The sequence below is a fragment of the Kitasatospora sp. NPDC034533 genome, assembly GCF_055575155.1.
Genome location: NZ_JBVITE010000005.1, coordinates 1 through 26,450, shown reverse-complemented (window position 1 = coordinate 26,450; position 26,450 = coordinate 1). Strand labels below are relative to the sequence as shown.

Genomic DNA, 26,450 nt, shown 5'->3' with positions numbered 1-26,450 from the left:
CCCTGAGACGGACAATTGCTCCGAGCAGGCCCTCCAGCCGACGAGACCCCGACGAGAAAGGGCACCCGCCCATGACCCCGTCCGCCGACGACCGCACCACCGCCGAGGCCGGCCACCCCTCCGCCCGGCTGCTCGTGGTCGACGACGAACCCGCCCTCCGGGACGCCCTGGAGAGCAGCCTCGCCTTCGAGGGGTACGAGGTCGCCACCGCCACCGACGGCTACGAAGCCCTGGAGTCCGTCGAACGCGACCGGCCCGACCTCGTCCTGCTGGACATCATGATGCCCCGGATGGACGGCCTCACCGCCGTCCGCCGGATGCGCTCGCGCGGCGACACCGTCCCGGTGCTGATGCTCACCGCCCGCGACGCGGTCGGCGACCGGGTCACCGGACTCGACGTCGGCGCCGACGACTACCTCGCCAAGCCCTTCGAACTCGACGAACTGCTCGCCCGCGTCCGCGCCCTGCTGCGCCGCAACGCCCTCGCCGCCGAGGCCGCCGCCCGCGCCGCCGCCGAGGACGAGAGCGAGGTGCTCGCCTTCGCCGACCTGCGGATGAACACCGCCACCCGCGAGGTCACCCGGGCCGGCAAGCCGATCGAACTCACCCGCACCGAGTTCATGCTGCTGGAGATGTTCCTCGCCCACCCCCGCCAGGTCCTCACCCGCGAGCAGATCCTCAAGGCGGTCTGGGGCTTCGACTTCGAGCCGTCCTCCAACTCCCTGGACGTGTACGTGATGTACCTGCGCCGCAAGACCGAGCAGGGCGGCATGCCCCGCCTCATCCAGACCGTACGCGGCGTCGGCTACGCCCTGCGCCCGGCCGCGGGCTCCGGCGCGTGAACAACGTTCCGCCCCCACCGCTGGCGCCACCGCTGACGCCGCCCCGCAGGCCGGGCCGCCGGCAGCGCCTGGTCCACTGGTACCGCTCGCGCTCGCTGCGCAGCCGGCTCACCTTCCTGAGCGCGGCGGCGGTGGCGGTGGCCATCGCGCTGTCGGCGCTGGCGTGCTGGTTCATCGTCGAGAAGCAGCTGTACGACCAGGTCCGCTCCGACCTCGCCGGCGCGCCCTTGGGCATCCCGGCAAAAACCCTCGCCTGCTACGACACCCCGGAACACGCCCTGGAACGCCAACCCGGCGGCAACCTGTCGGAGAGCGCCGTGGCCGCCCCGCGGGACACCCAGCTCCTCGCACTCGGCAGAGGGGTCTGCCTGCCTCCCGGCGCCACCAAGGCGATCGTGATCGAGCCAAAGGACTCGGCCGCCTTCAACCTCAAAGTCGGCCAGTCCGTCATCCGGGAGGGCCGTTACACGAACGGCGACCCCGCACTGGTCCGCCTGACCATGGACCCCCGGTACACGGCGCCGGTCGTCGTCATGGTGGCCACCCCCACCCAGCCCATCGAGGACTCCCTCCAGAACCTCTCCATCCTCCTCGTCTCCGTGTCCGTCGGCGGCATCCTGCTCGCCGCCGTGGCCGGCCGCCTGGTCGCCCGCTCCGCCCTCAAGCCCGTCGACCGACTCACCGACGCCGTCGAGCACATCGCCCGGACCGAGGAGGTCGGCACCACCATCCCGGTCCACGGGGACGACGAGATCGCCCGGCTCTCCACCTCGTTCAACTCGATGAGCACCGCCCTCGCCAACTCCCGCGAGCGGCAGACCCGGCTGATCGCCGACGCCGGGCACGAGCTGCGCACCCCCCTGACCTCCCTGCGCACCAACGTCGACCTGCTGATCCGCAGCAACGACACCGGCCGCCCGCTGCCCGCCGCGACCAAGACCAAGCTGCTCGGCAACATGAAGGCGCAGATGCAGGAACTCACCGTGCTGATCGGCGACCTGCTCCAGCTCTCCCGCCCGGACACCCCGAAGAGCGGCCCGGCACTGACCGTCGTCGCCCTGCACGAGATCGCCGGGCGGGCCGTCGAACGGGCCGAGTTGCGCGGCCCGGGGCTGGTCTTCGAGACCGCGACCGAGCCCTGGTACGTGCACGGCGACGCGGCCGGGCTGGAACGGGCGGTCATCAACCTGCTGGACAACGCGGTCAAGTACAGCCCGCCCGGCGGCACCATCGAAGTCCGGCTCCACCAGGGCGTGCTGACCGTCCGCGACCACGGCCCCGGCATCCCGCCGGACGAGCTCCAGTACGTCTTCGACCGGTTCTGGCGCTCCCCGTCCTCCCGTCAACTGCCGGGCTCCGGGCTCGGGTTGTCGATCGTCGCGCAGAGCGTCCGGGAGGCGGGCGGCGAGGTCACGCTCGGACCGGCCGCCGACGGCGGTCCGGGCGCCCTGGCCACCGTCCGGCTGCCCGGCGGCCCCGCCCCGGAGTGACGGCAGCCCGGAGTGACGCGAGCCCGGAACGGCGGAGGGGCGGGTGGGGCGCCCCGACAGCGCCCCACCCGCCCCTGCTACCGCCGGCTCGACCTCAGTCGAGGTCGGCCCCCGGGCCGATGACCTTGATGCGGTCCTGCGCCGGGGCCTGGAGCGGCGAGGCCGCCGAGCTGTGGGCGCTCAGGTAGTCCACGAACACGTCCAGGTCCGAAGCGCCGACCAGCTTGTCGGTACCGGCCGCGAAGGCCGGGAAGCCGTCGCCGCCGCCGGCCAGGAACTCGTTGGCCGCGACCCGGTACTTGGCGGCCGGGTCGACCGGCGCGCCGTTCAGCCGGATCGAGTCCAGGACCACCCGGTCCGCACCGGTCCTGCGCATGTCCAGGGTGTAGTGCAGGTTCGCCGAGACCTGGAGGATCTTCGGCGCCGCCGCGTTGGAGCCGCTCACCTGCTGCTGGAGCAGCTGGATCAGCTGGGCGCCGGTCAGCGTCTTGACCTGCATCATGTTGGTGAACGGTTGGACGGTGAACGCCTCGCCGTAGGTCACCACGCCGTCCCCTTCGGCGCCGGAGGCCTTGTAGACCAGGTCGGAGCGGATGCCGCCGGGGTTCATGAAGGCGACCTGCGCGCCGCCCTTGTCGGCCGGGGCCAGCCCGGCGAGCTGGGCGTCGGCGATCACGTCACCGAGCGGCTTCTCCGGGTCCCCGTTGCCACGGCCGTTGATGTCCGAGGCGATGTAGCCGACCGGCCGGTTGGCGATCGGGGCGGCCAGCTTGGAGTAGTGGTCCACCAGCGCCGTCATGTCGGGCGCCTTGGCGACCGTGCGGCGCACCACGTGGTTCTCGGCCTTGACCGAGGGACGCACGATCTCGCCGGTGGTCTTGTCCAGCTTCATGTCGATCTGGGTGAAGAGCCGGCCGAAGGAGGCGGCGCTGGTCACCGAGCGCGGGACGCCGTTGGGGTCCGGGATGCTGCACGCGTACGCGTTGTGGGTGTGGCCGGTGACGATGGCGCCGACCGCCGGGTCGATCTTCCGCGCGATGTCGACGATCGGGCCGGAGATGCCCTGGCCGGCCGCGCCGCAGTCGTAGTTGTACACGCTGCCGGCCGGGTAGCCGCCCTCGTGGATCAGCGCGACGATCGAGTTGACGCCCTTGGCCTTGAGCTCGGCGGCGTACTTGTTGATCGTGGTGACCTCGTTGGCGAACTTCAGGCCCTTGACGCCCTCGGCGGTCACGATGTTCGGCGTGCCCTCCAGGGTGACGCCGATGAAACCGATCTTCACGCCCTGGGACTTGGTCACCCAGTACGGGGCCAGCAGCGGCTTGCCGGTCTTCTCGTCGGTGACGTTGGCCGACAGGTAGTTGAAGTTGGCGCCCTTGAACTTGCGGCCGGGCTCGTAGCAGCCGTCGGTCGGGTGGCAGCCGCCGTTCTGCATCCGCAGCAGCTCCTGCGCGCCCTCGTCGAACTCGTGGTTGCCGACGGAGGTGACGTCCAGGCCGAGCTTGTCCATCGCCTCGATGGTCGGCTCGTCGTGGAACAGCGCCGAGGTGAGGGGGCTGGCGCCGATGATGTCGCCGGCCGCGACGGTGATCGAGTCGTCGGCCGGGACGCGCGCCTTGCGCAGCTCGGTGGCCAGGTACTCGATGCCGCCGGCCGGGGTGGAGACCTCCTTGCCGGTGGCCGGGTCTATCTCCTTGATCGTGCCGGACGAACCGGCCGGCGGCTCCAGGTTGCCGTGGAAGTCGTTGATCGCCAGCAGCTGGAGGTTGACGGTCTTGTGGCGCTTGGCGTCGACGTCGGCGGCCTGGGCGGCCGTCGGCACGACCACCGTGCCGAACAGACCTGCGGCGGCGACGACGGCGAGCGCCGTCCGTCGGGATCTGACGGTGAGCATGAAGGGTTCCCCTGCACCTCGGAGGAGCACCGGCTGCGGACAGCATCGGCGTTCGGGCATGTGTTGCGACTGCGAAGCCTAAGGTCAACGCGCGTAGCCCGTCAGGACGTCGGACGTAACAAGAGGATTACCTACTGACGAACCGTCGCCGTCCGCCGGGTGCGCGAACCGTGCGGACGCCACCCTCGGCCCCCGGGCCGGCCTCCCCTCAGGCCCCGGAGCCGGCCACCGTCAGACCCCCGGCTCGGCCGCCAACTGCCGCTCGGCACGCGCCCGTTCGGCCACCGCGTCCTCGGTCATCGCGCGGTCGGTGTAGACCAGCGGGCGCTCCGCCTCGGTGATGATGTGCTTCACCACCTGCACGTTGCCGTTGACGTCCCAGACCGCGATGCCCGGCGAGAGCGTGGGGATGATCTCCACCGCCCAGCGCGGCAGGCCCAGCACCCGGCCGGTGGCCCGCGCCTCCTCGGCCTTCTGCATGTAGATCGTCCGGGTGGAGGCCATCTTCAGGATCGCCGACGCCTCCTTGGCCGCCGCGCCGTCCACCACGTCGGACAGGTGGTGGACCACCGCGACGAAGGACAGGCCGAGTCGGCGCCCGAACTTCAGCAGCCGCTGGAACAGCTGGGCCACGAACGGGCTGTTGATGATGTGCCAGGCCTCCTCGACCAGGAAGATGCGCTTCTTCCGGTCCGGCCGGATCCAGGTGTGCTCCAGCCACACCCCGACGATCGCCATCAGGATCGGCATCGCGATCGAGTTGCGGTCGATGTGCGAGAGGTCGAAGACGATCAACGGCGCGTCCAGGTCGATGCCCTCGGTGGTCGACCCGTCGAACATGCCGCGCAGGTCGCCGTCGACCAGCCGGTCCAGCACCAGCGCCACGTCCAGTCCCCAGGACTGCACCTCGTCCACCGCCACGCCCAGCGACTCCACCGAGGACAGGTCGGGGTTGCGCAGGGTGTCGATGATGTCGTCCAGCACCGGCTGGCGGCCCTTCACCGAGGCCACCACGTGGGCGTGGGCGGCCTTCAGCGCGAAGCCGGCCCGCTCCTCCAGCCCGCGCCCCATCGCCACCTCGACGATGGTGCGCAGCAGCGACAGCTGGCCGGTCTGGGTGATCGCCGGGTCCAGCGGGTTGAGCTTCACCCCGCCGTCCCGGGCCGACATCGGGTCGAGGCGGATCGACTTTATGCCCAGCGCGTCGGCGATCAGGTTCCACTCGCCGACGCCGTCCTCGCCCTGTGCGTCCAGCACCACGACCTGCCGGTCGCGGAACCTCAACTGCCGCAGCACGTACGTCTTCTCCAGCGCCGACTTGCCGTTGCCGGACTCACCGAGCACCAGCCAGTGCGGAGCCGGCAGCTGCTGCCCGTACAGCTGGAACGGGTCGTACACGTACCCCTTCCCGCTGTACACCTCGCGCCCGATGATCACACCGGAGTCGCCCAGCCCCGGAGCGGCGGTGGGCAGGTAGACGGCCTGCGCCTGGCCGGTGGAGGTGCGCACCGGCAGGCGGGTGGTCTCCACCTTGCCGAACATCAGGCTGGTGAACGCCTCGGTGAGGTTGCCGAGCGCCATGGGCGGCCTCCTGACGGGTCAGCGGTGGACGGACGTACGGACGTGCCGCTCGCTCAGCGGCGGATGCCGGTGGCGAACGGGAGGGTGTTGACGAAGGCCCGGTGGTGCTCCCGGTCGCACCACTCCAGCTTGAGGTAGCTCTTGCCGGCCGAGGCCCGGATGGTCCGCTTGTCGCGGGCCAGCGCGTCGGGGTTGCGCGAGGAGACCGTGATGTAGCCGACCAGGTTCACCCCGGCCGCGCCGGAGGCCAGGTCGTCGCCGCGCTGGTCCACCCGGCCGGTGTGGGCCAGGTCGCGCGGGTCGACCGTGCGGTTCATCTTGGCCGCCCGGCTGGCCTCGGCCTCGTCGTTGGTCTTCTCGGTCAGCATCCGCTCGATCGCGACGTCGGTGGGTTCCAGGTCCATCGTGACCGCGACCGTCCGGATCACGTCCGGGGTGTGCACCAGCAGCGGCGCCAGGAAGTTGACGCCCACCGGGGTGAGCGGCCACTCCTTGATCCAGGCGGTGGCGTGGCACCACGGCTCCCGGGTCGCCGACTCCCGGGTCTTCGCCGCCAGGTACTGCGGGTTGGTCGCGTCCAGCTCGGCCGGCCAGGCGTTGCGCCGGGACATCGCCTGGATGTGGTCGATCGGGTGGTCCGGGTCGTACATCGAGTGCAGCAGCGAGGAGAGCCGGGCCTGGCCCAGCGGCTGGCGCACCCGGATGTCCGCCTCGGCCAGCCGGGCGCAGATGTCGGTCAGCTCGCGCGCCATCACGGCCGCCAGCCCCTCGTCGTCGCGCGCGCGCCGCCCCCCGGCCCGCTGCCCGTCGACGCTGCGGCCCATCGCGTGCGCCTCGGAGGCCAGGTCGCGGGTGTAGTGCATGCAGGCCACCAGGTACGCCCGGTGCTGCTCCGAGGAGGTCGACACCATCGACTGGAGCTGGTCGTAGGAGTCCTGCAGCCAGCGCGGCGAGTTCGGGTCACCGCGGCGCTCGACATCCTTGGCGTGCGCGTCCGGGTCGGCCGGCAGGGTCCTGGCCAGGATCTGCAACCGGGTCACGAAGCCGTCGCCGTTGGCGACGTGCTTCAGCAGCGTCCCGAACCGGTCGACCAGCGCCTCCTGGTCCTCGGAGTCGCGCAGCCCGACGCCCGGGCCCTCGATCTCGATCGCAGCCGTCACCGTCCGCCGCTCCAGGTGCATCAGCACCCCGACCTCGTCCGGCCCGAACGGCGCCGTCAGCCAGCGCAGCCGCCCCACCCCGGGCGGCGGGCCGATCTCCACCTCCCGGCCGTCCAGCCGGGTGCCGGCGTCCATCACGTCCGAACGCCACACCGCCCGCCCGCTGCGGACCGTCCGGCGGTAGGTGCGGTTGATCTCCACCCACTTGTAGAACGTCCGCTTGCGGTACGGCACGTACACCGCCGCGATGGCGAGCGCCGGCAGACCGACCAGCCCGCCGATCCGCAGCGGCAGGATCGGCATCATCAGGCCCCAGAGCATGCCGAGGAAGGCCCCGAAGATGATCAGCATGATCTCGCCGGACTCGCGGTTCCGGCCGATCGGTGCGTTGGGGCGGGCCTTGCCGATCAGGTAGGTGCGGCGCTGGTGCACGTACGGCTGGGCGTACTGGGCACCGTACTGGCCGAGCGGTTCACTGCTCACTTACCCGTCACCCTCCCTTCGCTGGATTGCTGTCGCGGATCGGAACCGGGCCCGACGGCGGCCCGGCCTGCGGCGGCGGGGCCGGCGTCCGGCCCGCGTGCGCGGCGATGCCCGGCGCGATCGAACCACCGCCGGCTCCACCGCCGCCACCCCCGCCGGCCGCCTGCGGACCGCGGTCGCCGTGGGTGGTGATGCCCTGCTTCATCAGGTTCGCGGTCCCGTTGATCATCGCCGATCCGGCCTGCACGGCGCTGGCCCGGGCCCCGCGCATGTTCAGCATCTCGTCGCCGAAGCCCGGCACGAAGCGGTAGACCGCGGCGCTCGCGAAGATCGACAGGAACAGGATCGCCAGCCCGGACAGCACCCGGGCGAAGTCGTCGTCGGCCCCGGCCCCGGTCGCCACCGCGCCCGCCAGCCCCAGGATGACCACGATGATCGGCTTCGCCAGGTCCACCGCCAGCATCACCCCCGCCCAGCGCCGCACGTGCTTCCACAGCTGCCGGTCCACCAGCCCCGCGTACACCGCCGTCCCCAGCAGCGCACCGACGTACAGCATCGCCGCCCGGATCAGCAGCTCGATCCAGAGCACCGCCGCCGCCAGCACCGCCACCAGCGACACGAGCACCAGGATCAGCGGACCGCCGCCGACGTCGCCCTTCTCCAGGGTGTCGGCGAACCCTCCCAGGTACGACCCGGTGTCCGTCTTCGTCCCGACCGCTATCGCCTTGGTCAGCCCGTCCGTCACGCTCACCACGGTGTACAGGATCAGCGGCGTGAACGCGGACGCCACCACCGTCAGCCACAGGAAGCCGATCGCCTCCGAGAACGCCGTCGTCAGCGGCGCCCCCCGCACCGCCCGCTTCGCCACCGCCAGCAGCCACAGCACCAGCGTGATCACCGTCGACACGGCGAACACCACGGCGTACTGCTGCAGGAACGACGCATTGGTGAAGTCCACCTGCGTCGTCCCGTCGATGGCCCCCGACAGGTTCCGCACCACCCACGCGGCGGCCTGCGCACAACTCTTCGCCAACGACCCGAGCGGATCGGTCACGGCCCCCACGGTGCCGCTGCCGGGGATGACAACTGCTCCCCCAGGAGCACAACCCGCCTCATTGCCGGGGATCGGAAGATCGACCTTCTGGCAGGTGGGCGTAGCTGTCGGCGAGGGTTCGGCGAACACCTTCTGGGCCGCCGACAGCGCCGCCACCTGCAAGGTGGCCAGCACACCGACAAGAACGCCCGCACGCCGACGTGTGCCGGCACGGCGTGAAGTCTGGTCAACGCGCAAAGTGGTACCCCCCGAATTGCTGGACGGCGCCGGTGATCTCGTCGGCGGTGGCTGCCTGTTGGTCTCCGGGCATCGGCGCGGGGCCCTGCCTGCTGGTGAAGTCGGTGAGCTTCCAGTCGCTGCCCGTCCAGTGCAGCGAGAGCGTGAGGGTGAACCAGCTGGTGGTCACCGGCTGGACGGAGCGCTCGCCGGCGAGGCCGGTGAGGCCGGTGCACCACACCTCGACCTTGGCGTCGCCGTCGTTGTAGCCCGCCGTCTTGGTACCGACCGGGACGGTACGGCTCACGAAGGTGAGGCCCTTCGGCGCGCGGCCCTGGGCGTCGAGGCCGTAGCGCGCGACGGTGTCGCCGCCGAAGCCCTGGTCCAGCCGGCTCTGGAGCCCCGCCAGGGCGCCCGGGTCGGCGATGGTGGCGATGATGCCGTGGCGGCTGTCGGTGCGGAACATGTCCGCGGAGCCGATCGCCACCGCGTAGTTGGTGGCCGCGGACTGGGCGCCCTGGTCGGTGTGCGGGAAGCCGGTCGGGATGCCGTTGACGGTGGTGCCGACGGGCTGGTCGCCGCTGGGGGCCGGGCCGGCGCCGGAGGCCGCGCTCGGCACGGCCCGGTCGGCGGAGCCGCCCCCGCCGCCGGCGGAACCGGTGCCGGGCGTGACGCGGTTGGCGATGGCGATGGCGACCACGAGCAGGGTGACGACCACCAGGACGGTCAGCAGCGCGCGCAGCGGACGGGACTGACGGTAGCTCGGCTGGGGGAAGGGCTGTTCGCCGACCGGCAGCCGCGTACGGGTGTGCGGCTGGTCGTCGGACAACGGCACGGCGGCCCTCCTGGTGCGGGGAGCCGGGGGGCGGCTCCGGGGCCCTCCGCCCGGGGATGGCGCGGACGGAGGGTGGGAACGGGGGTGGACTCCTGGCAGGCCGGCCGACCGGAGGGGTCAGGACGGGGCCCGGGCCTCAGACAGATCGGATGAGCTGTCGGATCGTCAGACCGCCATGCCGTAGACAATGGTGAACAGAGTGCCGAGCGATCCGATGATGAACACGCCGGTCAGCCCGGCGACGATCAGCCCCTTCCCCTGTTCGGCGCCGAAACTGTCGCGCATCGCGGTCGCGCCGATCCGCTGCTTGGCGGCACCCCAGACCGCGATGCCCAGGCAGACCAGGATGGCGACGGCCATGATGACCTCGACCATCACCCGGGCCTCCGACCCGAGGGTGGCGAACGGGCCCCAGTCCGGGGCGATCCCGCCGATGATGGTGTCGATGTTCGGCTTCTTGGGGGGGTCCTCGGCCAGGTGGCCGACCGCATAGGTGTGCACGCTGCTCAGCTTCATTTCCATCTCACCGCCCGATCAGGCAAATTCAAGGGCCCGGACCCGGCCCGCGCGAAGGGTCGGTACCCATTCTTGGCCAGATCTGATGTCGACTTGGCTACTTCTCGCAGATTGGTCGTGAGACGCCCGGCACGTACGCGAGGATGTACACCGTACGAAGGATAGCGCTCACTGTTCGTATCTCTGATGATTGCGGTGAGCAACGCCTTCCGGGACACTTCGACTGACGATTCGTCGGGATGGTGCTGATGGTACTCCGGAAGGCCGGGACGGCCGCCGCCGCTGCGGGAGTTGTCGCGTTCGGGTTCATCGGGCTGGTGACGATGGGGACTTATGCGGCAAGTGGGACGCCGCAGCAGTCGGCGAATCGTTCCGCCCTCTCCCTCTCCCCCGGGACGGTCCCCGCGGCCTACCAGGAGGCGATCCAGAAGTGGGGGTCGCTGTGCACGGCGATCTCCCCGCCGATGCTCGCGGCGCAGCTGTACCAGGAGAGCGGGTTCGACCCCAAGGCCCGCTCCGGCGTCGGCGCCGAGGGGATGGCGCAGTTCATGCCGGGCACCTGGGCGGTGTACGGGACGGACGCGAACGGGGACGGCCGCAAGGACGTCTGGGACCCGTACGACGCGATCGCCTCGGCGGCGGTCTACGACTGCGCGCTCGCCAAGGACGTCGCGAACGTCCCGGGCGACCCGCAGGCCAACGTGCTGGCCGCCTACAACGCCGGGCCGTACGCGGTGACCAGGAACGGGGGCATCCCGCCGTACCGGGAGACCCAGGGCTACGTGCGGAACATCCAGGCGATGGCCCGCAGCTTCGCCGCGCCGGCGTCGCCGACCGCACCGCTGGAGGTGTCCGCGCAGTCGGCGGCCGCGATCTACTTCGCGCAGACCAAGCTCGGCACCCCGTACCTGTGGGGCGGCGAGGGGCTGCCCTCGCAGAACGGGCGGTTCGACTGCTCCGGCCTGACCCAGGCCGCGTTCGCCAGCGTGGGCATCACCCTGCCCCGGGTGGCCAACGACCAGTGGTACGCCGGACCGCACCCGTCGCGCGACCAGCTGCGGCCGGGCGACCTGGTGTTCTGGGCCACCGACCTGAGCGACCCTCGGAGCATCCACCACGTCGGGATCTACGTCGGCGGCGGGTACATGATCAACGCTCCGCACACCGGGGCGGTGATCCGCTACGACAAGATCGACACCAGGGAGTACATCGGCGCGACCCGGGTCACCTCGGACGGCGCCCAGGCGCTGCCGACCCGCAACGACAGCGGTGCGGTCAACGCCCCGAGCCGCCCGGCCTCGACGGCGCCCGCCGCCCCCGCCGCCGCCCAGGGCGGCACCCAGGCCGTCGCGGCCGCCCCGCCCGCGCCGACCGGGCCGGGCCCCGCCGCCCCCGCCCGGTAGGCCCGGGCGACCGGGACCTGTGTGCGCGCTGTGGACGCTGAGTCAAGTTTCGATAACCGCGCGTTTCCGTGGAACGCTGTGCCCCGGAAATGACGTTTCCTCCGGTGGCCCCTCGTCAGCGTCCCGCACCGGGCGGGCCCCGGCCACGACGATCAGGTGCAGCGGACCAGAAGGAGGTGCGGCGTGTCGACGCCGCTTGCCGACACGACCAACCCCGACCTCGAGCTGCTCTACGCCGTCAACGGCCTCGCCAAGCGCTCCCCGCAGTGGCTGGACCACCTGGTCTCCTGGGTCGGTGAGTACGGCATCCTGATCGGCCTGGCGATGCTCGGCCTGGTGGCCTGGCTCCAGGCCAGACGCCGCCCGGACGCACCGGTGGCGATGGCGGGGCTGCTCTGGGTGCCGCTCTCGGTGGCCGTCGCCGAGCTGGCCAACCTGCCGATCGCCGCGATCGTGAACCGTCCGCGCCCCTTCGTCGACCACTCCGGGCTGCTGGTGCTGGTGGACGGCAAGGCCGGCACCCACTCCTTCGTCAGCGACCACTCGACCATGACCATGGGCGTCGCGGTGGCGCTGTTCCTGGTGAACCGCAGGCTCGGCTGGATCGCCGGCGGGCTGGCCCTCCTCCAGGGCTTCTGCCGGATGTTCATGGGCGTCCACTACCCGACCGACGTGATCGGCGGCTTCGCGCTCGCCGTCGCCGTGGTGCTGCTGCTGGCGCCGATCGCGATGGCGGTGCTGGTGCCGTTCTGCCACGCGCTGAGCCGGACGGCCGTGGCGCCGCTGATCCAGGCCTCCGGGCGCGGCGGCGCGGCCCGCGGCGGGGCCGGTCCGGGGACCGGGGCCGGTCCCCGTGGGCGGCGGCGCGGGCGCGGGGCGGTGCGGGCCGGGGAGCAGCCGCCGGAGTCCGACCTCGCGGCCTGACGCCGGGGGCGGCGGCCCCGCGGGCCGGGTGGGTCAGTCGGGCTCGGTGCCGCTCTCGGCGAGGTGGTCGGCCCCCTCGCGGCGGGCCAGGTCCCGCGAACGGCGGGCCGGGGAGTACCAGCCGCAGCTGCAGGTCGCGAAGGCGAAGGAGCCGCGTTCGCTGATCACGAGGTGGTGTTCGGGCATCCGGACGGTGCCGGGCGCGGCCGGCAGCTCACTGTGCACGTGGTTCACCGTAACGCGCCCGGCACCCCCGGCGCGACGCGTCCGGAACACCGGCACCCGTAACCCTTCGCGCCCCAACTCGTTTGCCAGGAAAGAGCTCTGCCACCCGGTGGGGTGCGGCGGGGCAGTCGGGCCCGAGGGGGTTGTCGCGAGGATGAAGATGACCGACCAGCAGCGCGCCGGACGGTCGGGACGCCGTCCCGGTCCGCACCTGCGCTCGGCGGCCGGGGCCGCCCTGCTCGCCGCCGTGCTGGCGGCGGGGTCCGCCGGCTGCTCGGGCGGCTCCGGCGACGGCTCCTCCGACCAGCGGTCGAGCGCCCCCGACCAGCTCGCCGCGGACCCGCTGACGGCGGTGCGCAACGCCGCCGACATCACCGGCCGCACCGGCTCCGCGCACACCGCGACCGAGCTGGTCACCGAGTCCGCCGAGAAGAAGGCCTCGTTCAGCGGCACCGGCGGCTACGACTACGTGAAGCGGATCGGCCGGCTGGAGGTCCAGGTGCCTCCGGGCGCGGCGACCACCGGGAAGATCGTCGAGGTGGTCCTGCCGGGCACCGTCTACCTCCAGAACAGCGGCGCCAAGGTCCCCGAGGGCAAGTGGGTCAAGCTGGACGTGCGCCAGCTGCCGGACGGCAACCTGGTCAGCAGCGGCGCCACCGACCCGGCCTCGGCGGCGGGGGCGCTGCGCGGGGCGCAGAAGGCGGAGGCGGTCGGCACCGAGACCGTCGACGGGGTCGTGCTGCACCACTACCGGGGCACCCTGGACCTGGCGAAGGCGGCCGACGCGACCGGTGGGAGGGGCGGGGACGGCCTGCGCACGGGCGCGCAGACCTTCACCGTCAAGGAGGTCCCGTTCGACGCCTGGCTGGACGACCAGGGGCGGCTGCACAAGGTGGTCGAGGTGTTCACCTTCGCCGGGGTGGCCGGGTCCAAGGAGCCCAAGGACCAGGTGAAGGTGACGTCGACGACCTCCCTGGGGGACTTCGGCAAGCCGGTGGAGGCAGCCGAGCCCTCCGCCTCGGACATCTACCAGATGAAGCCCACGGAGAGCCCCAAGTAGGGCGGGCGGGCCCGCCCCGGGCCTGCCGGGGCAGCGCTCCGGCGTCGGGGCGAGACGGGGCGCCGCCGGGGCGGGTGGCCGTCCGGGGAGCGACGGCCACCCGTTTCGGCGGCGCCGAGATGGCCCGTCCGTGCCATGTGGACGGGCCCCGAAGTGCCTAGGCTGGACTCCGGGTGGCTGCCGCCCGGGCTGGCGAGGCACTGAAGGGGTGGTGCAGGTGGTGTCGTCCACGGGCGGCCGCAGCGGCGGCCACGACGACGCGGCCCTCGACGAGATCGATCTGGCCGGCGAGCTGATGATCGCCGCGACGGCCAGCTCCGGCGAGCGGCTGCCGACCGAGCGGATCGACGAGGTGCTGCTGGAGCGGACCGACCCCGGCCGGGCCGACGGCGCACGGGCCGGCCGGGACGCCGACCACTAGGGCGTGTGCCGACGGGCCGTCGGCTCAGCTGCGCAGCAGGCGGCTGATCGCGGCGGTGGCCTCCGCCACCTTGGCGTCCAGCTCGGCGCCGCCCTCCTCGGCCGCCGCGGCGACGCAGTGCCGCAGGTGCTCCTCCAGCAGGGAGAGCGCGAAGGACTGGAGCGCCTTGGTGCTGGCCGAGACCTGGGTGAGCACGTCGATGCAGTAGACGTCCTCGTCGACCATGCGCTGGAGGCCGCGGACCTGGCCCTCGATCCGGCGCAGCCGCTTGAGGTGGGCGTCCTTCTGCGCGCTGTACCCGTGCGGGCCGTGGCCGCCGCCGTGGCCGGCCGCGGGTACGACGGCGTGGCCGGCGTGCGGGTCGCTCCCCTGCGCGTGCTCCGGCTCGGTGCGCGCTTGCGTCGTGGTCATCGGCCCCGCCTTCGTCTCAGTGCCTGGTGGCTGCGTCGGCCACCAGTGTCCAACACCGGGGCCTTCCGTGGTGTTCCGACGGCCCACCCGGCACGTGCCGCCGGGCCCGGGCGGGGGGGGTGCCCGGCGGTTAACCCGTCTGAGCGTCGCCCCGGGCTTCCCCGCGCACGACGGGGGCAATCCGGGCGAGGTTCCGTCAGACTGGGGGCCCGTGTCCACGCGTCGCGGTGCGGCCGGGATCAGCCGGTGCGGCAGCTGAACGGAAGGGGAGGTTCCGACTCCGTCCGCGACACCCCGTTTGCGTGATTGCGCTCGGTTGCACCTAGCATCGTTCAGTCCCTACCCCGCACATCGGAGATTTCCGTGCGTTTTAGCCTGACCCCGAAGGAGACAAGCTTCTACGACATGTTCGCCGCCGCGGCGGAGAACCTCGTCGTCGGATCGAAGCTCCTTTTGGAGCTGCTGGGATCAGACGTGTCGGCCCGCGCGGAGATCGTCGAGCGCATGCGCGCCGCCGAGCACGCCGGGGACGACACCACCCACGCCGTCTTCCATCAGCTGAACTCGTCCTTCATCACGCCCTTCGACCGCGAGGACATCTACAGCCTCGCCTCGTCGCTGGACGACATCATGGACTTCATGGAGGAGGCCGTCGACCTGGTCGTCCTCTACGACATCCAGACCCTGCCGAAGGGCATCGAGCAGCAGATCGAGGTGCTGGCGCGCGCCGCGGAACTCACCGCCGAGGCGATGCCGAACCTGCGCAGCATGTCCAACCTCACCGAGTACTGGATCGAGGTCAACCGGCTGGAGAACCAGGCCGACCAGATCCACCGCAAGCTGCTCGCCCACCTGTTCTCCGGTCAGTACGACGCCATCGAGGTGCTCAAGCTCAAGCAGGTCGTGGACGTCCTTGAGGAGGCGGCCGACGCCTTCGAGCACGTCGCCAACACGGTGGAGACCATCGCCGTCAAGGAGTCCTGACCCTCGTGGACATGGCAGCACTCATCGCCGTCGTCGGCGTTGCGTTCTTCTTCACGTACACCAACGGCTTCCACGACTCGGCGAACGCGATCGCCACCTCGGTCTCCACCCGGGCGCTCACCCCCCGGGCGGCGCTCGCGATGGCCGCGGTGATGAACCTGGCCGGCGCGTTCCTCGGCAGCGGCGTGGCGCACACCGTCTCCAAGGGGATCATCGAGACCCCCACCGGCAACCAGGGGATGGCGATCCTGTTCGCCGCCCTGGTCGGGGCGATCGCCTGGAACCTCGTCACCTGGTACTTCGGGCTCCCCTCCTCCTCCTCGCACGCGCTGTTCGGCGGCATGGTCGGCGCGGCGCTGGCCGGCGGGGTGAACGTGATCTGGAGCGGGGTGATCGACAAGATCGTCGTCCCGATGATCGTCTCGCCGGTGGTCGGCCTGGTGGGCGGCTTCCTGGTGATGCTGGCGATCCTGTGGATCTTCCGCCGGGCCAACCCGCACCGGGCCAAGCGCAACTTCCGGGTCGCCCAGACGGCCTCGGCCGCCGCGATGGCGCTGGCGCACGGCCTCCAGGACGCCCAGAAGACCATGGGCATCGTGGTGATGGCCCTGACCATCTCCGGCCACCAGTCCGGCAGCGGGATCCCGGTCTGGGTGAAGATCTCCTGCGCGACCATGCTCTCGCTGGGCACCTACGCGGGCGGCTGGCGGATCATGCGGACGCTCGGCCGGAAGATCATCGAGCTGGACCCGCCGCAGGGCTTCGCCGCCGAGGCCACCTCCGCGGCGGTCATGTACATCACCTCGTTCGTCTTCAAGGCGCCGATCTCCACCACCCACGTGATCACCGCGGCGATCATGGGCGCGGGGGCCACCAAGCGGATCCGCGCGGTGCGCTGGGGCGTCGCGAAGAACATCGTGCTCGGCTGGTTCATCACGATGCCGGCGGCCGCCATCGTCGCAGCGCTGATGTACTGGTTCGTCCACCTGTTCTGGGGCTGACGGCCCCGCGGGAACCGCGAACGGGCAGGGCCCGCCCCCACATCTCGGGGGCGGGCCCTTCTCCATGTCCCGCGGCGGCACCGCCATGCAGCACCACGGGACAGCTCGCGGTCCGTCACGCGTCCCGGCGACGCCCGTGACGGGGGTCCGGCCTAGCCGAAGCGGCCGGAGATGTAGTCCTCGGTGGCCTGGACGGACGGGTTGGAGAAGATCCGCTGGGTGTCGTCCAGCTCGATCAGCTTGCCCGGCTGGCCGACGCCGGCCAGGTTGAAGAAGGCCGTGCGGTCGCTGACGCGGGCCGCCTGCTGCATGTTGTGGGTGACGATGACGATGGTGAACTGCTCCTTCAGCTCCCCGATCAGGTCCTCGATGGCGAGGGTGGAGATCGGGTCGAGCGCCGAGCAGGGCTCGTCCATCAGCAGGACCTGGGGCTCGACCGCGATGGCGCGGGCGATGCACAGGCGCTGCTGCTGACCGCCGGAGAGGCCGGCCCCCGGCTTGTTCAGCCGGTTGTGGACCTCCTTCCAGAGGTTGGCGCCCTTCAGCGAGCGCTCCACCACCTCGTCCAGCACGGACTTCTTCTTCACGCCGGAGAGCCGCAGACCGGCGACCACGTTGTCGTAGATCGACATGGTCGGGAACGGGTTCGGGCGCTGGAAGACCATGCCGATCGAGCGGCGCACGGCGACCGGGTCGACGTTGGAGGCGTACAGGTTCTCGTCGTCCAGGAGGACCTTGCCCTCGACGCGGGCGCCGGGGATCACCTCGTGCATCCGGTTGAGGGTCCGCAGGAAGGTGGACTTGCCGCAGCCGGAGGGGCCGATGAAGGCCGTCACCGAGCGGGGCTCGATGCTCATCGAGATGTCCTCGATGGCCTTGGTGGTGCCGTAGTAGGCCGACAGTCCGCTGACGTCGATGCGCTTGGCCATGATCGTTGCTTCTCTCGTCTGTCTCGTACGTCAGTCGGTCGCTCAGTGTCCGCCCTTGGGCGAGCGCCAGCGTGCGATCCCCCGGGCGATGAGGTTGAGCCCCATCACGAAGGCGATCAGCACCAGCGCCGCACCCCAGGCACGGGCGTAGCCGTAGTCGTTGTTGACCTGCGAGTACTGGAGCCAGATGTACATCGGCAGGGACTGCTGAGGTCCGTCGAACGGGTTGCTGTTGATGGCGTCGGCGCCGAAGACCAGCATCAGCACCGGGGCAGTCTCGCCCGTGATGCGGGCGACCGCGAGCATCACACCGGTGGTGATGCCGCCGATCGCGGTGGGGAGGACGATCCGCAGGATGGTCTTCCACTTCGGCACGCCGAGCGCGTAGGAGGCCTCGCGCAGCTCGTTCGGGACGAGCTTCAGCATCTCCTCGGTGGAGCGGACCACGACCGGGATCATCAGGATCGCCAGCGCGAGGCTGCCCGAGAAGCCGGAGTAGCCGAAGCCCAGCGCGAGGTTCCAGAGCGAGAGGATGAACAGACCGGCGACGATCGACGGGATGCCCGTCATGACGTCGACGAAGAAGGTGACCGCCTTGGCCAGCGGGCCGCGGCCGTACTCGACCAGGTAGACGGCGGTCAGCAGACCGATCGGGGCCGCCATCGCGGTGGCCAGGCCGACCTGCTGGAGGGTGCCGATCAGCGCGTGGTAGATGCCACCGCCGGGACCGGACTGGATCACGCCCTTCATCGAGTGGCTCAGGAAGTTCCCGTTGACCACGCCGATGCCCTGCTGGATCGTGTAGGCCATCAGGGAGACCAGCGGCACGACGGCCAGGATGAAGGCGACCCAGACCACCGAGGTGGCGAGCCGGTCCTTGGCCTGCCGGCGGCCCTCGATCCGGGCCGAGAGGGCGTAGCTGATCAGGACGAAGAGCAGCGCCGAGATCAGGCCCCACTGGAGGTGGCTGGCCAGCCCGCCGACCGCGCCGATCCCGCAGCCGAGGGCGATCGAGCCGAGGGCGACGGCGCCCGGAGCCCACTTGGGCAGTCGGTTGGCGGTCAGCGAACGGCCGACGGGCCGGGCGTCCTCGATGACGACGGTGGCGGTCATGCGTTGGCCCCCGAGTACTCCTTGCGGCGGGCGATGATCAGTCGCGCGGCACCGTTCACCAGCAGGGTGATGACGAACAGGACGAGGCCGGAGGCCATCAGCGCGTCGCGGCCGTTCTCACCGGCCTCGGCGAACTTCAGCGCGATGTTCTGCGCGAAGGTGCCGCCGCCGGCGTCGAGGATGTGCAGCGACAGGACGTTGCTGGCGGACAGCACCACCGCGACCGCGATGGTCTCGCCGAGCGCGCGGCCGAGGCCGAGCATCGAGGCCGAGATGATGCCGGGGCGGCCGAACGGCAGCACCGCGGTGCGGATCATCTCCCAGCGGGTGGCGCCGAGCGCGAGCGCCGCCTCCTCGTGCATCCGCGGCACCTGGCGGAACACCTCGCGGGAGACCGCGGTGATGATCGGCAGGACCATGATCGCCAGCAGGACGCCGACGGTGAACAGGTTGCGCGGGGTGCCGGTCTTGGTCTGGTCGAAGATGTACGTCCAGCCCAGGTACTCGTTGAGCCAGCTGGTCAGGCCGTCCATGTGCGGCACCAGGAAGAGCGCGCCCCAGAGGCCGTAGACGATGCTGGGGACGGCGGCGAGCAGGTCGACCAGGTAGGCGAACGGCTGGGCGATCCGGCGCGGCGCGTAGTGCGAGATGAACAGCGCGATCCCGATGGCCACCGGGACGGCGATCACCATCGCGATGATGGCGCTGACGATGGTGCCGACGGCCAGGACGGCGATGCCGAAGACCGGCTTCGGGGCGTCCGGCGTCCACTCGAAGGTGGTGAGGAAGTTGCCTTCGTTGTTGCTCAGGGCCAGGACCGAGCGCCAGGTCAGGAACGCCGCGATGGCGCCCATGATGACCAGCAGCAGGATGCCCGAGCCCCGGGCGAAGTTCATGAAGATCTTGTCGCCGACCCGGCTGTCACGCGGTCGGCGTTCCCTGCCTCGCGGGGCGGCAGGGGAGGATGAAGTCATTGGTCTACTCCGGTCTGGTGGCGCCGCCCCGGAAGGGGGACGGCACCATGGCGGCGGTGCCCCGGACGTGGTGCTGGGTGTGGTGCGTTCCGGTGGGGCGGCCCCGGCCCCCCTCGCTCACGGGGCCGCCCCACCGGGGGTCCTGGTGGATCAGGCCAGGGCGGCGATGGCGCCGTTGACCTTCTCGGTCAGGCTCTTCGGCAGCGGCACGTAGCCCTTCTCGCCGATGGCCTGCTGGCCCGCGTCGCTGGCGGTGTAGGTCAGGAAGGACTTCAGGGTGTCGAGGGTCTCGGCCTTGTTGCCCTTGTCGCAGACGATCTCGTAGGTGACCAGGACCAGCGGGTAGGAGCCCTCGTCCTTGGTCGCGTAGTCGAGCTTCAGCGCCAGGTCGCTGCCGGTGCCGGCGATCTGCGCCTTGGCGAAGGTGTTGGCGGCGTTGGCGGCGGTGGCCTCGACGGGCTTGGCGGCACCGGTGTTGATCGCGGCGCTCTTCAGGTTGTTGGTCTGGGCGTAGGCCAGCTCGGCGTAGCTGATCGAGTTCTTGACCTGCTTCACCTGGGCCGCGACACCGGCGCTGCCGTTGGCCGACTGGCCGTTCTTGCCCGCCCAGGCCTTGGAGGCCGGGTAGGACCAGGCGCCACCGCTGGTGGCGGCGAAGTACTTGGTCAGGTTCTCGGTGGTGCCGGAGTCGTCCGAGCGGTGGAAGGTCTGGATCTCCGCGTCCGGCAGCTTGGCGCCCGGGTTCAGGGCGACGATCGCCGGGTCGTTCCACTTGGTGATCTGCGAGTCGAAGATCTTGGCGGCGGTCGGGCCGTCCAGGACCAGGTTGTCGACGCCGTCGATGTTGTAGACCAGCGAGATCAGGCCGCCGACCATCGGCAGGTCGATGCCCTGGCCGCCGGTGCAGACCGCCTTGGAGGCGTCGACCTCGGCCGGCTTCAGGGCCGAGTCGGAGCCGGCGAACTGGATCTTGCCCTGGTTGAACTGCTGGATGCCGGCGCCGGAGCCGCCGCCCTGGTAGTTGATCGTGGTGCCGGAGCACGCGGCGTTGAAGCCGGTCTTCCAGACGTCCATCGCCGCGCCCTGCGCGGTCGAACCGGCGGCGATCAGCGAACCGGCCTTGCCACAGTTGATCGCGGAGGCGGGCGCGGCGGAGCCGCTGGAGCCGCCGGACGCGGTCGTGTTGTTGTTGTTGTCCGACCCGCAGGCGGCCAGCGACAGCGAGCTGACGAGCGCCATGGCACCGATCGCGAGGGCCTTGGAGCGGCCGTTCCGCTGGAGCTTCACAGGGGATTCCCTTTCTGTGGCATTGCCCTGCGCGGGCCGTACGTGTACGGCCAGGCGCGGGTTTTGCTGTGGTCCGGGGCCCGTTCGGCCCTCCGGTGGTCCCGAAGTTAGGCCGGGTAAGTGACACGACACCCGGCCACGAGTAAACGGAGAGTGAACCTCGAACGGATGACAGGAAACTACGTCAGGTAGTAACGGTTGCGTCACGCCGAGGGCGCGGGGAGATCACTCCCACCGTTCGCCCACGACGCCCCACCGCCCGCCCGCACCGGTTTCGCTCCCAGGACCGCCAGCAGGGCGTCCACCAGCAACCGGTCGTGGTCGTACGAGAGCCGCGCCCTGGCCTTCCCGGCCGGCAGCCACTCCAGCCGGTCCACCTCCCGGTTGGGCCGGAAGGACCCGCCCGACGGCACCGCCGCCCAGTAGCGGACCTCCTTCGGCCGGCCCTGCACCTGGTAGTGCTGGGCGGGCAGCTCCGGGCCCAGCAGACAGCGGAACCCGGTCTCCTCCCGGACCTCGCGCAGCGCCGCCTCGACCACGCCCTCGCCGGGTTCGAGCTTGCCCTTGGGCAGGCTCCAGTCGTCGTACTTGGGCCGGTGGATCACCGCGATCCGCGGCCGCCCCAGCCGGCCACTCTTCTTCGGCCGGCCCGGCAGCCACAGCACCGCGCCCGCCGCCAGGACCACCGGGGAGTGCCCCGCCGCGGCCCGGCCGGTGCGGGGGCGCTCGCCCACCTCAGACCGACCCGGGTGCGGCGGAGTGCGCCCAGGAGTCGGCCGGGAGGAACTCCAGCCGGCCGTCCGGGCCGAACGGCAGGTCGGGCCACCGGCGGCCGACGGCGTACCGCGCCGACTCCACCTCCAGCCGCTGGTCGGCGTGCACCACCCCCAGCACGTACGCGGTCGCCGGGGTGATCCGCGGGGTGCGGGCCGCGGTGGCGGCGGTGGTCGCGGCGTCCGCGGCCTCCTGCTGCCGGGCCAGCACCGCGTCCAGGTCGTCCAGCTCGGAGGACGGACGGCCGCACACCTCCAGCGCGTACCGGGCCCGCTTCACCAGGATCCGCAGCCGGGCCCAGGGGGCGTCGTCGGCCGCCAGCGCGGCGTCCGCGTCCGTCGCGCCGCGGGACGCCGGCACCGCGCCCAGCCGGCGCAGCCCGTCCCCGCCGTACGGGGTCGCGGCCCGCTGCAACGGCAGCTGCTGGGCGCCCGCGGCCAGCGCGGCGAACGCGGCGGCGGCCTGCGGCAGCAGCACCGCGGGGGCCCGGCCGCCCGCCGACTCCAGCAGCGGTGCCTCGCCGACCAGCAGGGTCATCCGGTCCGCCAGCGCGTGCAGCCGGGCGGAGCGGAGCTCCTGGAGCACCGTGGAGTGCGCCCTCGTCCGGGCCAGCGTCAGCTGCCGGTCCAGCAGCGCCCGTGCCTTGGGCGCGCCCGCGTGGCCGGCCAGCATGCCCGTCCCGTCCGGGTCCGTGCCGCTCAGCGAGTCCAGCGCGCCCAGCAGCCGGGCCGAGCGGCGGACGTAACCGGGCTCCAGCGCCAGCAGGTTGAGCAGCCAGCGCAGTTCGGTGCGCGACTCCTGTGCCCAGGTCTGCTCGAAGACCGAGCCGAAGGTGTGCAGCAGCCCGCCGATCCGCCGGACGGCCCGCAGCAGGTCCGCGGTGCCCGCCGACGGGACGAGCGAGGCCGTTCCCGGTCTGGCGCCGACCTCGCCCACCGCCAGCGGCAGGGCGCGCAGGAAGGCGCCGGCCTGGGCGGTGAGGTGGCGGGCAAGGATGTCCCCGGCGGTGGCTGTGGAAGCCGCCTGGGCCGTCATCGGCGCTTCGGTCATGGCGTGGTAGATCCCCGTTCCCCCGGGGCGGTCCCCCGGGGCTGGTGGCCGACCGCCGGAACGGGTGTCCCCTGTCCGTTCCGGCGGCTTCGCATCAGTGGACGTGTCAGCGCGCGGCGGCTGCCCGACGGCGCTGGCGCGAGTCGATCAGCAGATCCTGGACGTGTCGCAGTGCCCGGCCCTCGGCGTCCTGCGAGTGCCGGGCCCAGGTGCCGTCCGCCCCCAGGTGCCAGGACTCGGTCTCGTCCGACACCCCGAGGTCGATCAGCCCGGACAGCTCCGCCCGGTGCGCCGGATCGGTGATCCGCAGCAGCGCCTCGATCCGGCGGTCCAGGTTGCGGTGCATCATGTCGGCGCTGCCGATCCAGACCTCCGGATCGCCGTTGTTGCCGAACACGAAGATGCGGGAGTGCTCCAGGAAGCGGCCCAGGACGCTGCGGACCCGGATGTTCTCGCTCAGCCCCGGCACGCCCGGGCGGATCGCGCAGATGCCGCGCACCCAGACGTCCACCGGCACCCCGGCCTGGGAGGCACGGTACAGCGCGTCGATCACGGCCTCGTCGACGATCGAGTTGACCTTGAGCTTCACGTAGGCCGGGCGGCCCGCCTTGTGGTGGGCGATCTCGTTGTGGATCCGCGAGACCAGCCCGTCCCGCAGGCCGCGCGGGGCGGTCAGCAGGCGGCGGTAGGACTCGCGGCGCGAGTAGCCGGAGAGCCGGTTGAACAGGTCCGAGAGGTCCGCGCCGACCTGCGGGTCGGAGGTGAGCAGACCGAGGTCCTCGTACAGCCGGGCCGTCTTCGGGTGGTAGTTGCCGGTGCCGACGTGTGAGTAACGGCGCAGGGTGTCACCCTCCTGCCGGACCACCAGCGAGAGCTTGCAGTGCGTCTTCAGCCCGACCAGGCCGTACACCACGTGACAGCCGGCCTCCTCCAGCTTGCGGGCCCACTTGATGTTGGCCTGCTCGTCGAAGCGCGCCTTGATCTCGACCAGCACCAGCACCTGCTTGCCGGACTCGGCCGCGTCGATCAGCGCGTCCACGATCGGCGAGTCACCGGAGGTGCGGTACAGGGTCTGCTTGATCGCCAGCACGTCCGGGTCGGCGGCGGCCTGCTCCAGGAAGGCCTGCACCGAGGTGGAGAAGCTGTCGTACGGGTGGTGCAGCAGGACGTCCCGCTCGCGCATCGCGGCGAAGATGTCCGGCTGGGAGGCCGACTCGACGTCGGTCAGCCCGCGGGCCGTACCGGCCACGAACTTCGGGTACCTGAGCTCCGGGCGGTCCAGCTCGGCGATCCCGAACAGCCCGGTCAGGTCCAGCGGGCCGGGCAGCGGGAAGACCTCCGCCTCGGTGATGTTCAGCTCCCGTACCAGCAGGTCCAGGACGTAGGGGTCGATCGACTCCTCGACCTCCAGCCGGACCGGCGGGCCGAAGCGCCGCCGCATCAGCTCCTTCTCCAGGGCCTTGAGGATGTTCTCGGTGTCGTCCTCCTCCACCTCCAGGTCCTCGTTGCGGGTGACGCGGAAGGCGTGGTGGGCCAGCACCTCCATCCCCGGGAAGAGCTCCTCCAGGTGCGCGCCCATGACATCCTCCAGCGGGACGTACCGCTGGGGCGAGGCCTCCAGGAAGCGGGCCAGCGACTGCGGCACCTTGACACGGGCGAAGTGCTTGTGGCCGGAGACCGGGTTGCGCACCACGACGGCCAGGTTCAGCGAGAGCCCCGATATGTACGGGAAGGGGTGCGCAGGGTCGACGGCCAGCGGCGTCAGGACCGGGAAGATCTTCTGCCGGAACAGCGTGTGCAGCCGGGCCTGCTCCTTCTCGGCCAGCTCCGACCAGCGGACCACCTCGATGCCCTCGGCGGCGAGGTCCGGCAGCACCTCCTGCTGGAAGGCGGCGGCGTGGCGGGCCATCAGCTCGCGCGAGCGGGTCCAGATCAGGTCCAGCACCTCGCGCGGCTGGAGGCCGGACGCGCTGCGCTGGGCGACGCCGGTGGCGATCCGGCGCTTGAGGCCGGCCACCCGCACCATGAAGAACTCGTCCAGGTTGCTCGCGAAGATCGCCAGGAACTTCGCCCGCTCCAGCAGCGGGATGTCCTGGTCCTCGGCCAGCTCCAGGACCCGCTCGTTGAACGCGAGCCAACTGCGCTCCCGGTCCAGGAAGCGGCCCTGCGGCAGTGCTTCGAACTCGTCCTCGTCCGTGGCCGGCAGCTCCGGCGGCACGCCCAGCGCACCGGACATCCGGGCGGTCGGCGACAGCGGTGCAGAGACGGGGCGGGGGATGCTCATGGGCTCCAGCTCCTCCAGCAGCAGGACGGCGTCCGGAAGCGAATGGCTCTGCGGGCCGTCGCCCTCGCCCCGGGCCGGGCCCGGGAACAGCGCCCATCCTCCGGGCGCGGTCCGTACAGGACCGGCCGGTGCTTGGCGGTCGACTCTGCACGAGCGAGACACTACGGACTTCATCCTGTGATCTTCGCGGCAGCAATTGAATCCACGGTAAACACCGCATGGCCAGGAGGAAAGCTGAGTCGGTCGGAGCAAGGGGCGGGGCCGTCCCGCCCCTCTCCCACGACCGCTCGGGGGCCGTCCGGGCCGTCTTCGCAAGGGCCCCGAGGCCCGGGGGCTCCCGGGACGCTCGTGCTCCGGGAGGACCCGGGGACCCTCGACAGCGGCTAGACCGGCCGGTTCGCCCGGTACGGGGCTCGGTACATGAGGTCCACCTCGTGCACGGTGAACCCCAGTCGTTCGTACACCCGCACGGCGGCCGGATTGTCGGCGTCGACGTAGAGGAGGACGGTCTCCAGTCCTCGCTCGCCGGGGCCGGTGCCGGTCAGGTGGCGCAGACCCGCCGCGGTCAGCGCGCGGCCGAGGCCGCTGCCCTGCTCGGCCGGGTCCACTCCCACCACGTACACCTCGCCGAGCTCGGGCTCGGTGGCGGTGGCCGGGTGCACCTTGGTCCAGTGGAAGCCGACCACCTTTCCGCCGCGGGTGGCGAGGAAGAAGCCGGCCGGGTCGAACCAGGGCTCGGCGATCCGCTCGGCCAGGTCCTGCTCGGTCCAGGCGCCCTGCTCCGGGTGGTGGGCGAAGGCCAGGGCGTTCAGCCGCAGCCACTCGGCGTCGTCCTCCCCCGGGCGGAAGGTGCGGAGCTCGATGCCCTCGGGGACGGCCACCTCCTCGGTCTGCCGGCCGGTGCGGCGCATCTGCCGCAGCTCCCGGACCAGCTCGGCGCCGTACGCGTCGGCCAGGTGCCGGGCCGCCGGGTGGCCGCCGTGCACCCAGAAGTCCACCGCGTCGCGCCCCGCCCGGTGGGCCTGCTCCAGGACGGCGTCCACCAGCGGGCGGGCCAGGCCCCGGCCGCGGGCCGCCGGATCGACCACCAGCTCGGCCGCCGGGTTGGCGGCGGGGTTCTCCGGCACGTCGAGCTGGCCGTAGCCGAGGACCGCTCCGGCGTCGGTCTCGGTTCCGGTGTCGGTCTCGGTCTCGGTGAGGTGGATGACGCCCGGGCGCGGAGTCTCCGCGTTCCGCAGCCGGAGCCGGCCCTGCTCGGACACGGCAGCCCGGCCGTCCACCGTCTGGGCTTCCGCCAGAACACGCAGGGCGCCGTCACGCTGCTCGGGCCGGAGCACATCGTTCGCAATGACCGCTGTCTGATCGTCCATGCACCGACGATACGTCGATACGTTCCCGGAAATGCGAAGAACCCCTGATCCGAATCGGATCAGGGGTTCTTTCTGAAGAATTGTTCGGCGGCGTCCTACTCTCCCACAGGGTCCCCCCTGCAGTACCATCGGCGCTGAAAGGCTTAGCTTCCGGGTTCGGAATGTAACC

At 71.6% G+C, this 26,450-nt stretch carries 24 protein-coding genes and 1 rRNA gene; 8 read left to right on the top strand and 17 right to left on the bottom strand.

Annotation, left to right across the window (positions count from 1 at the left end):
• The first annotated feature begins 71 nt into the window (after nucleotides 1–71).
• Nucleotides 72–842 (top strand): response regulator transcription factor, encoded by a 771-nt coding sequence (locus ACZ55U_RS05385; protein WP_465522668.1) that lies wholly within the window; start codon nucleotides 72–74, stop codon nucleotides 840–842.
• Nucleotides 839–2,332 (top strand): sensor histidine kinase, encoded by a 1,494-nt coding sequence (locus ACZ55U_RS05380; protein ID WP_465522666.1) that lies wholly within the window; start codon nucleotides 839–841, stop codon nucleotides 2,330–2,332. The genes ACZ55U_RS05385 and ACZ55U_RS05380 overlap by 4 nt, the downstream gene beginning before the upstream one ends.
• A gap of 94 nt (nucleotides 2,333–2,426) precedes the next feature.
• Here the strand turns inward: ACZ55U_RS05380 and ACZ55U_RS05375 are convergent, their stop codons facing one another.
• The 6 genes from ACZ55U_RS05375 to ACZ55U_RS05350 form a co-directional block, all read right to left on the bottom strand.
• Nucleotides 2,427–4,226, bottom strand: a complete 1,800-nt coding sequence (locus ACZ55U_RS05375) for a bifunctional metallophosphatase/5'-nucleotidase (RefSeq protein WP_465522664.1) — start codon at nucleotides 4,224–4,226, stop codon at nucleotides 2,427–2,429.
• A gap of 231 nt (nucleotides 4,227–4,457) precedes the next feature.
• Nucleotides 4,458–5,807 carry an ATP-binding protein gene (locus ACZ55U_RS05370; protein ID WP_465522662.1) on the bottom strand — a complete coding sequence of 450 codons (1,350 nt, stop codon included), beginning with the start codon at nucleotides 5,805–5,807 and terminating at the stop codon, nucleotides 4,458–4,460.
• Between the two features lie 53 nt (nucleotides 5,808–5,860).
• Nucleotides 5,861–7,450 (bottom strand): SCO6880 family protein, encoded by a 1,590-nt coding sequence (locus ACZ55U_RS05365; protein WP_465522660.1) that lies wholly within the window; start codon nucleotides 7,448–7,450, stop codon nucleotides 5,861–5,863.
• A 7-nt stretch (nucleotides 7,451–7,457) separates the two neighbouring features.
• Nucleotides 7,458–8,741 carry a hypothetical protein gene (locus tag ACZ55U_RS05360; protein ID WP_465522658.1) on the bottom strand — a complete coding sequence of 428 codons (1,284 nt, stop codon included), beginning with the start codon at nucleotides 8,739–8,741 and terminating at the stop codon, nucleotides 7,458–7,460.
• Nucleotides 8,731–9,555: a hypothetical protein gene (locus ACZ55U_RS05355; protein ID WP_465522656.1), complete on the bottom strand. Its 825-nt coding sequence runs from the start codon at nucleotides 9,553–9,555 to the stop codon at nucleotides 8,731–8,733. The genes ACZ55U_RS05360 and ACZ55U_RS05355 overlap by 11 nt, the downstream gene beginning before the upstream one ends.
• Nucleotides 9,556–9,720: 165 nt before the next feature.
• Entirely contained in the window at nucleotides 9,721–10,071 is a 351-nt protein-coding gene (locus ACZ55U_RS05350; RefSeq protein WP_380703461.1) for a hypothetical protein, read from the bottom strand.
• 248 nt (nucleotides 10,072–10,319) lie between these two features.
• On the opposite strand from ACZ55U_RS05350, the gene ACZ55U_RS05345 reads away from it, so the two are divergent.
• Nucleotides 10,320–11,474 (top strand): C40 family peptidase, encoded by a 1,155-nt coding sequence (locus ACZ55U_RS05345; RefSeq protein ID WP_465522988.1) that lies wholly within the window; start codon nucleotides 10,320–10,322, stop codon nucleotides 11,472–11,474.
• A 183-nt stretch (nucleotides 11,475–11,657) separates the two neighbouring features.
• Nucleotides 11,658–12,398: a phosphatase PAP2 family protein gene (locus ACZ55U_RS05340; RefSeq protein WP_465522654.1), complete on the top strand. Its 741-nt coding sequence runs from the start codon at nucleotides 11,658–11,660 to the stop codon at nucleotides 12,396–12,398.
• Between the two features lie 33 nt (nucleotides 12,399–12,431).
• Here the strand turns inward: ACZ55U_RS05340 and ACZ55U_RS05335 are convergent, their stop codons facing one another.
• Entirely contained in the window at nucleotides 12,432–12,623 is a 192-nt protein-coding gene (locus tag ACZ55U_RS05335) for a hypothetical protein (protein ID WP_465522652.1), read from the bottom strand.
• Between the two features lie 160 nt (nucleotides 12,624–12,783).
• On the opposite strand from ACZ55U_RS05335, the gene ACZ55U_RS05330 reads away from it, so the two are divergent.
• Complete coding sequence (locus tag ACZ55U_RS05330) at nucleotides 12,784–13,683, top strand: SCO4651 family lipoprotein (RefSeq protein WP_465522650.1); 900 nt, start codon at nucleotides 12,784–12,786, stop codon at nucleotides 13,681–13,683.
• A 217-nt stretch (nucleotides 13,684–13,900) separates the two neighbouring features.
• Nucleotides 13,901–14,104 (top strand): hypothetical protein, encoded by a 204-nt coding sequence (locus ACZ55U_RS05325; RefSeq protein WP_465522648.1) that lies wholly within the window; start codon nucleotides 13,901–13,903, stop codon nucleotides 14,102–14,104.
• Between the two features lie 24 nt (nucleotides 14,105–14,128).
• On the opposite strand, the gene ACZ55U_RS05320 is transcribed toward ACZ55U_RS05325, so the two are convergent.
• Nucleotides 14,129–14,515, bottom strand: a complete 387-nt coding sequence (locus ACZ55U_RS05320; RefSeq protein ID WP_465522646.1) for a metal-sensitive transcriptional regulator — start codon at nucleotides 14,513–14,515, stop codon at nucleotides 14,129–14,131.
• Between the two features lie 363 nt (nucleotides 14,516–14,878).
• Here ACZ55U_RS05320 and ACZ55U_RS05315 point away from each other — a divergent pair, with 363 nt between their 5' ends.
• Together ACZ55U_RS05315 and ACZ55U_RS05310 are read left to right on the top strand one after the other, a co-directional pair.
• Nucleotides 14,879–15,499, top strand: a complete 621-nt coding sequence (locus tag ACZ55U_RS05315) for a DUF47 domain-containing protein (protein WP_030059626.1) — start codon at nucleotides 14,879–14,881, stop codon at nucleotides 15,497–15,499.
• Nucleotides 15,500–15,504: 5 nt separating this feature from the next.
• Nucleotides 15,505–16,500 (top strand): inorganic phosphate transporter, encoded by a 996-nt coding sequence (locus tag ACZ55U_RS05310; protein WP_465522644.1) that lies wholly within the window; start codon nucleotides 15,505–15,507, stop codon nucleotides 16,498–16,500.
• Between the two features lie 152 nt (nucleotides 16,501–16,652).
• On the opposite strand, the gene pstB is transcribed toward ACZ55U_RS05310, so the two are convergent.
• From pstB to rrf, 9 genes are all read right to left on the bottom strand, one after another.
• A complete protein-coding gene (gene pstB, locus ACZ55U_RS05305; protein WP_465522643.1) occupies nucleotides 16,653–17,429 on the bottom strand; it encodes a phosphate ABC transporter ATP-binding protein PstB in 777 nt (258 codons plus the stop codon).
• A 42-nt stretch (nucleotides 17,430–17,471) separates the two neighbouring features.
• Nucleotides 17,472–18,542 (bottom strand): phosphate ABC transporter permease PstA, encoded by a 1,071-nt coding sequence (gene pstA / locus ACZ55U_RS05300; protein ID WP_465522642.1) that lies wholly within the window; start codon nucleotides 18,540–18,542, stop codon nucleotides 17,472–17,474.
• Nucleotides 18,539–19,516, bottom strand: a complete 978-nt coding sequence (gene pstC / locus ACZ55U_RS05295; RefSeq protein WP_465522641.1) for a phosphate ABC transporter permease subunit PstC — start codon at nucleotides 19,514–19,516, stop codon at nucleotides 18,539–18,541. Before pstC ends, pstA begins: the two co-directional genes overlap by 4 nt.
• A gap of 150 nt (nucleotides 19,517–19,666) precedes the next feature.
• On the bottom strand, nucleotides 19,667–20,803 hold the full coding sequence (gene pstS, locus ACZ55U_RS05290; RefSeq protein WP_465522639.1) for a phosphate ABC transporter substrate-binding protein PstS: 1,137 nt from the start codon (nucleotides 20,801–20,803) through the stop codon (nucleotides 19,667–19,669).
• Nucleotides 20,804–21,006: 203 nt separating this feature from the next.
• Nucleotides 21,007–21,537, bottom strand: coding sequence for an NUDIX hydrolase (locus ACZ55U_RS05285; RefSeq protein ID WP_465522637.1), 531 nt, complete (start codon nucleotides 21,535–21,537; stop codon nucleotides 21,007–21,009).
• A gap of 1 nt (nucleotide 21,538) precedes the next feature.
• Entirely contained in the window at nucleotides 21,539–22,627 is a 1,089-nt protein-coding gene (locus ACZ55U_RS05280) for a CHAD domain-containing protein (protein WP_465522635.1), read from the bottom strand.
• Nucleotides 22,628–22,733: 106 nt separating this feature from the next.
• Nucleotides 22,734–24,911, bottom strand: a complete 2,178-nt coding sequence (locus ACZ55U_RS05275) for an RNA degradosome polyphosphate kinase (protein WP_465522633.1) — start codon at nucleotides 24,909–24,911, stop codon at nucleotides 22,734–22,736.
• A gap of 383 nt (nucleotides 24,912–25,294) precedes the next feature.
• Nucleotides 25,295–26,281 (bottom strand): mycothiol synthase, encoded by a 987-nt coding sequence (gene mshD / locus ACZ55U_RS05270; protein ID WP_465522631.1) that lies wholly within the window; start codon nucleotides 26,279–26,281, stop codon nucleotides 25,295–25,297.
• 82 nt (nucleotides 26,282–26,363) lie between these two features.
• Nucleotides 26,364–26,450 (bottom strand): 5S ribosomal RNA (rrf, locus tag ACZ55U_RS05265); the annotation flags it as partial.

Coding starts and splice junctions, on each gene's coding strand:
- mshD (WP_465522631.1), bottom strand. CDS start 26,281: ATGGACGATCAGACAGCGGTCATTGCGAACGATGTGCTCCGGCCCGAG.
- ACZ55U_RS05385 (WP_465522668.1), top strand. CDS start 72: ATGACCCCGTCCGCCGACGACCGCACCACCGCCGAGGCCGGCCACCCC.
- ACZ55U_RS05330 (WP_465522650.1), top strand. CDS start 12,784: ATGACCGACCAGCAGCGCGCCGGACGGTCGGGACGCCGTCCCGGTCCG.
- ACZ55U_RS05320 (WP_465522646.1), bottom strand. CDS start 14,515: ATGACCACGACGCAAGCGCGCACCGAGCCGGAGCACGCGCAGGGGAGC.
- ACZ55U_RS05370 (WP_465522662.1), bottom strand. CDS start 5,807: ATGGCGCTCGGCAACCTCACCGAGGCGTTCACCAGCCTGATGTTCGGC.
- pstB (WP_465522643.1), bottom strand. CDS start 17,429: ATGGCCAAGCGCATCGACGTCAGCGGACTGTCGGCCTACTACGGCACC.
- ACZ55U_RS05275 (WP_465522633.1), bottom strand. CDS start 24,911: ATGAGCATCCCCCGCCCCGTCTCTGCACCGCTGTCGCCGACCGCCCGG.
- ACZ55U_RS05280 (WP_465522635.1), bottom strand. CDS start 22,627: ATGACCGAAGCGCCGATGACGGCCCAGGCGGCTTCCACAGCCACCGCC.
- ACZ55U_RS05345 (WP_465522988.1), top strand. CDS start 10,320: ATGGTACTCCGGAAGGCCGGGACGGCCGCCGCCGCTGCGGGAGTTGTC.
- pstA (WP_465522642.1), bottom strand. CDS start 18,542: ATGACCGCCACCGTCGTCATCGAGGACGCCCGGCCCGTCGGCCGTTCG.
- pstC (WP_465522641.1), bottom strand. CDS start 19,516: ATGACTTCATCCTCCCCTGCCGCCCCGCGAGGCAGGGAACGCCGACCG.
- ACZ55U_RS05375 (WP_465522664.1), bottom strand. CDS start 4,226: ATGCTCACCGTCAGATCCCGACGGACGGCGCTCGCCGTCGTCGCCGCC.
- ACZ55U_RS05350 (WP_380703461.1), bottom strand. CDS start 10,071: ATGAAGCTGAGCAGCGTGCACACCTATGCGGTCGGCCACCTGGCCGAG.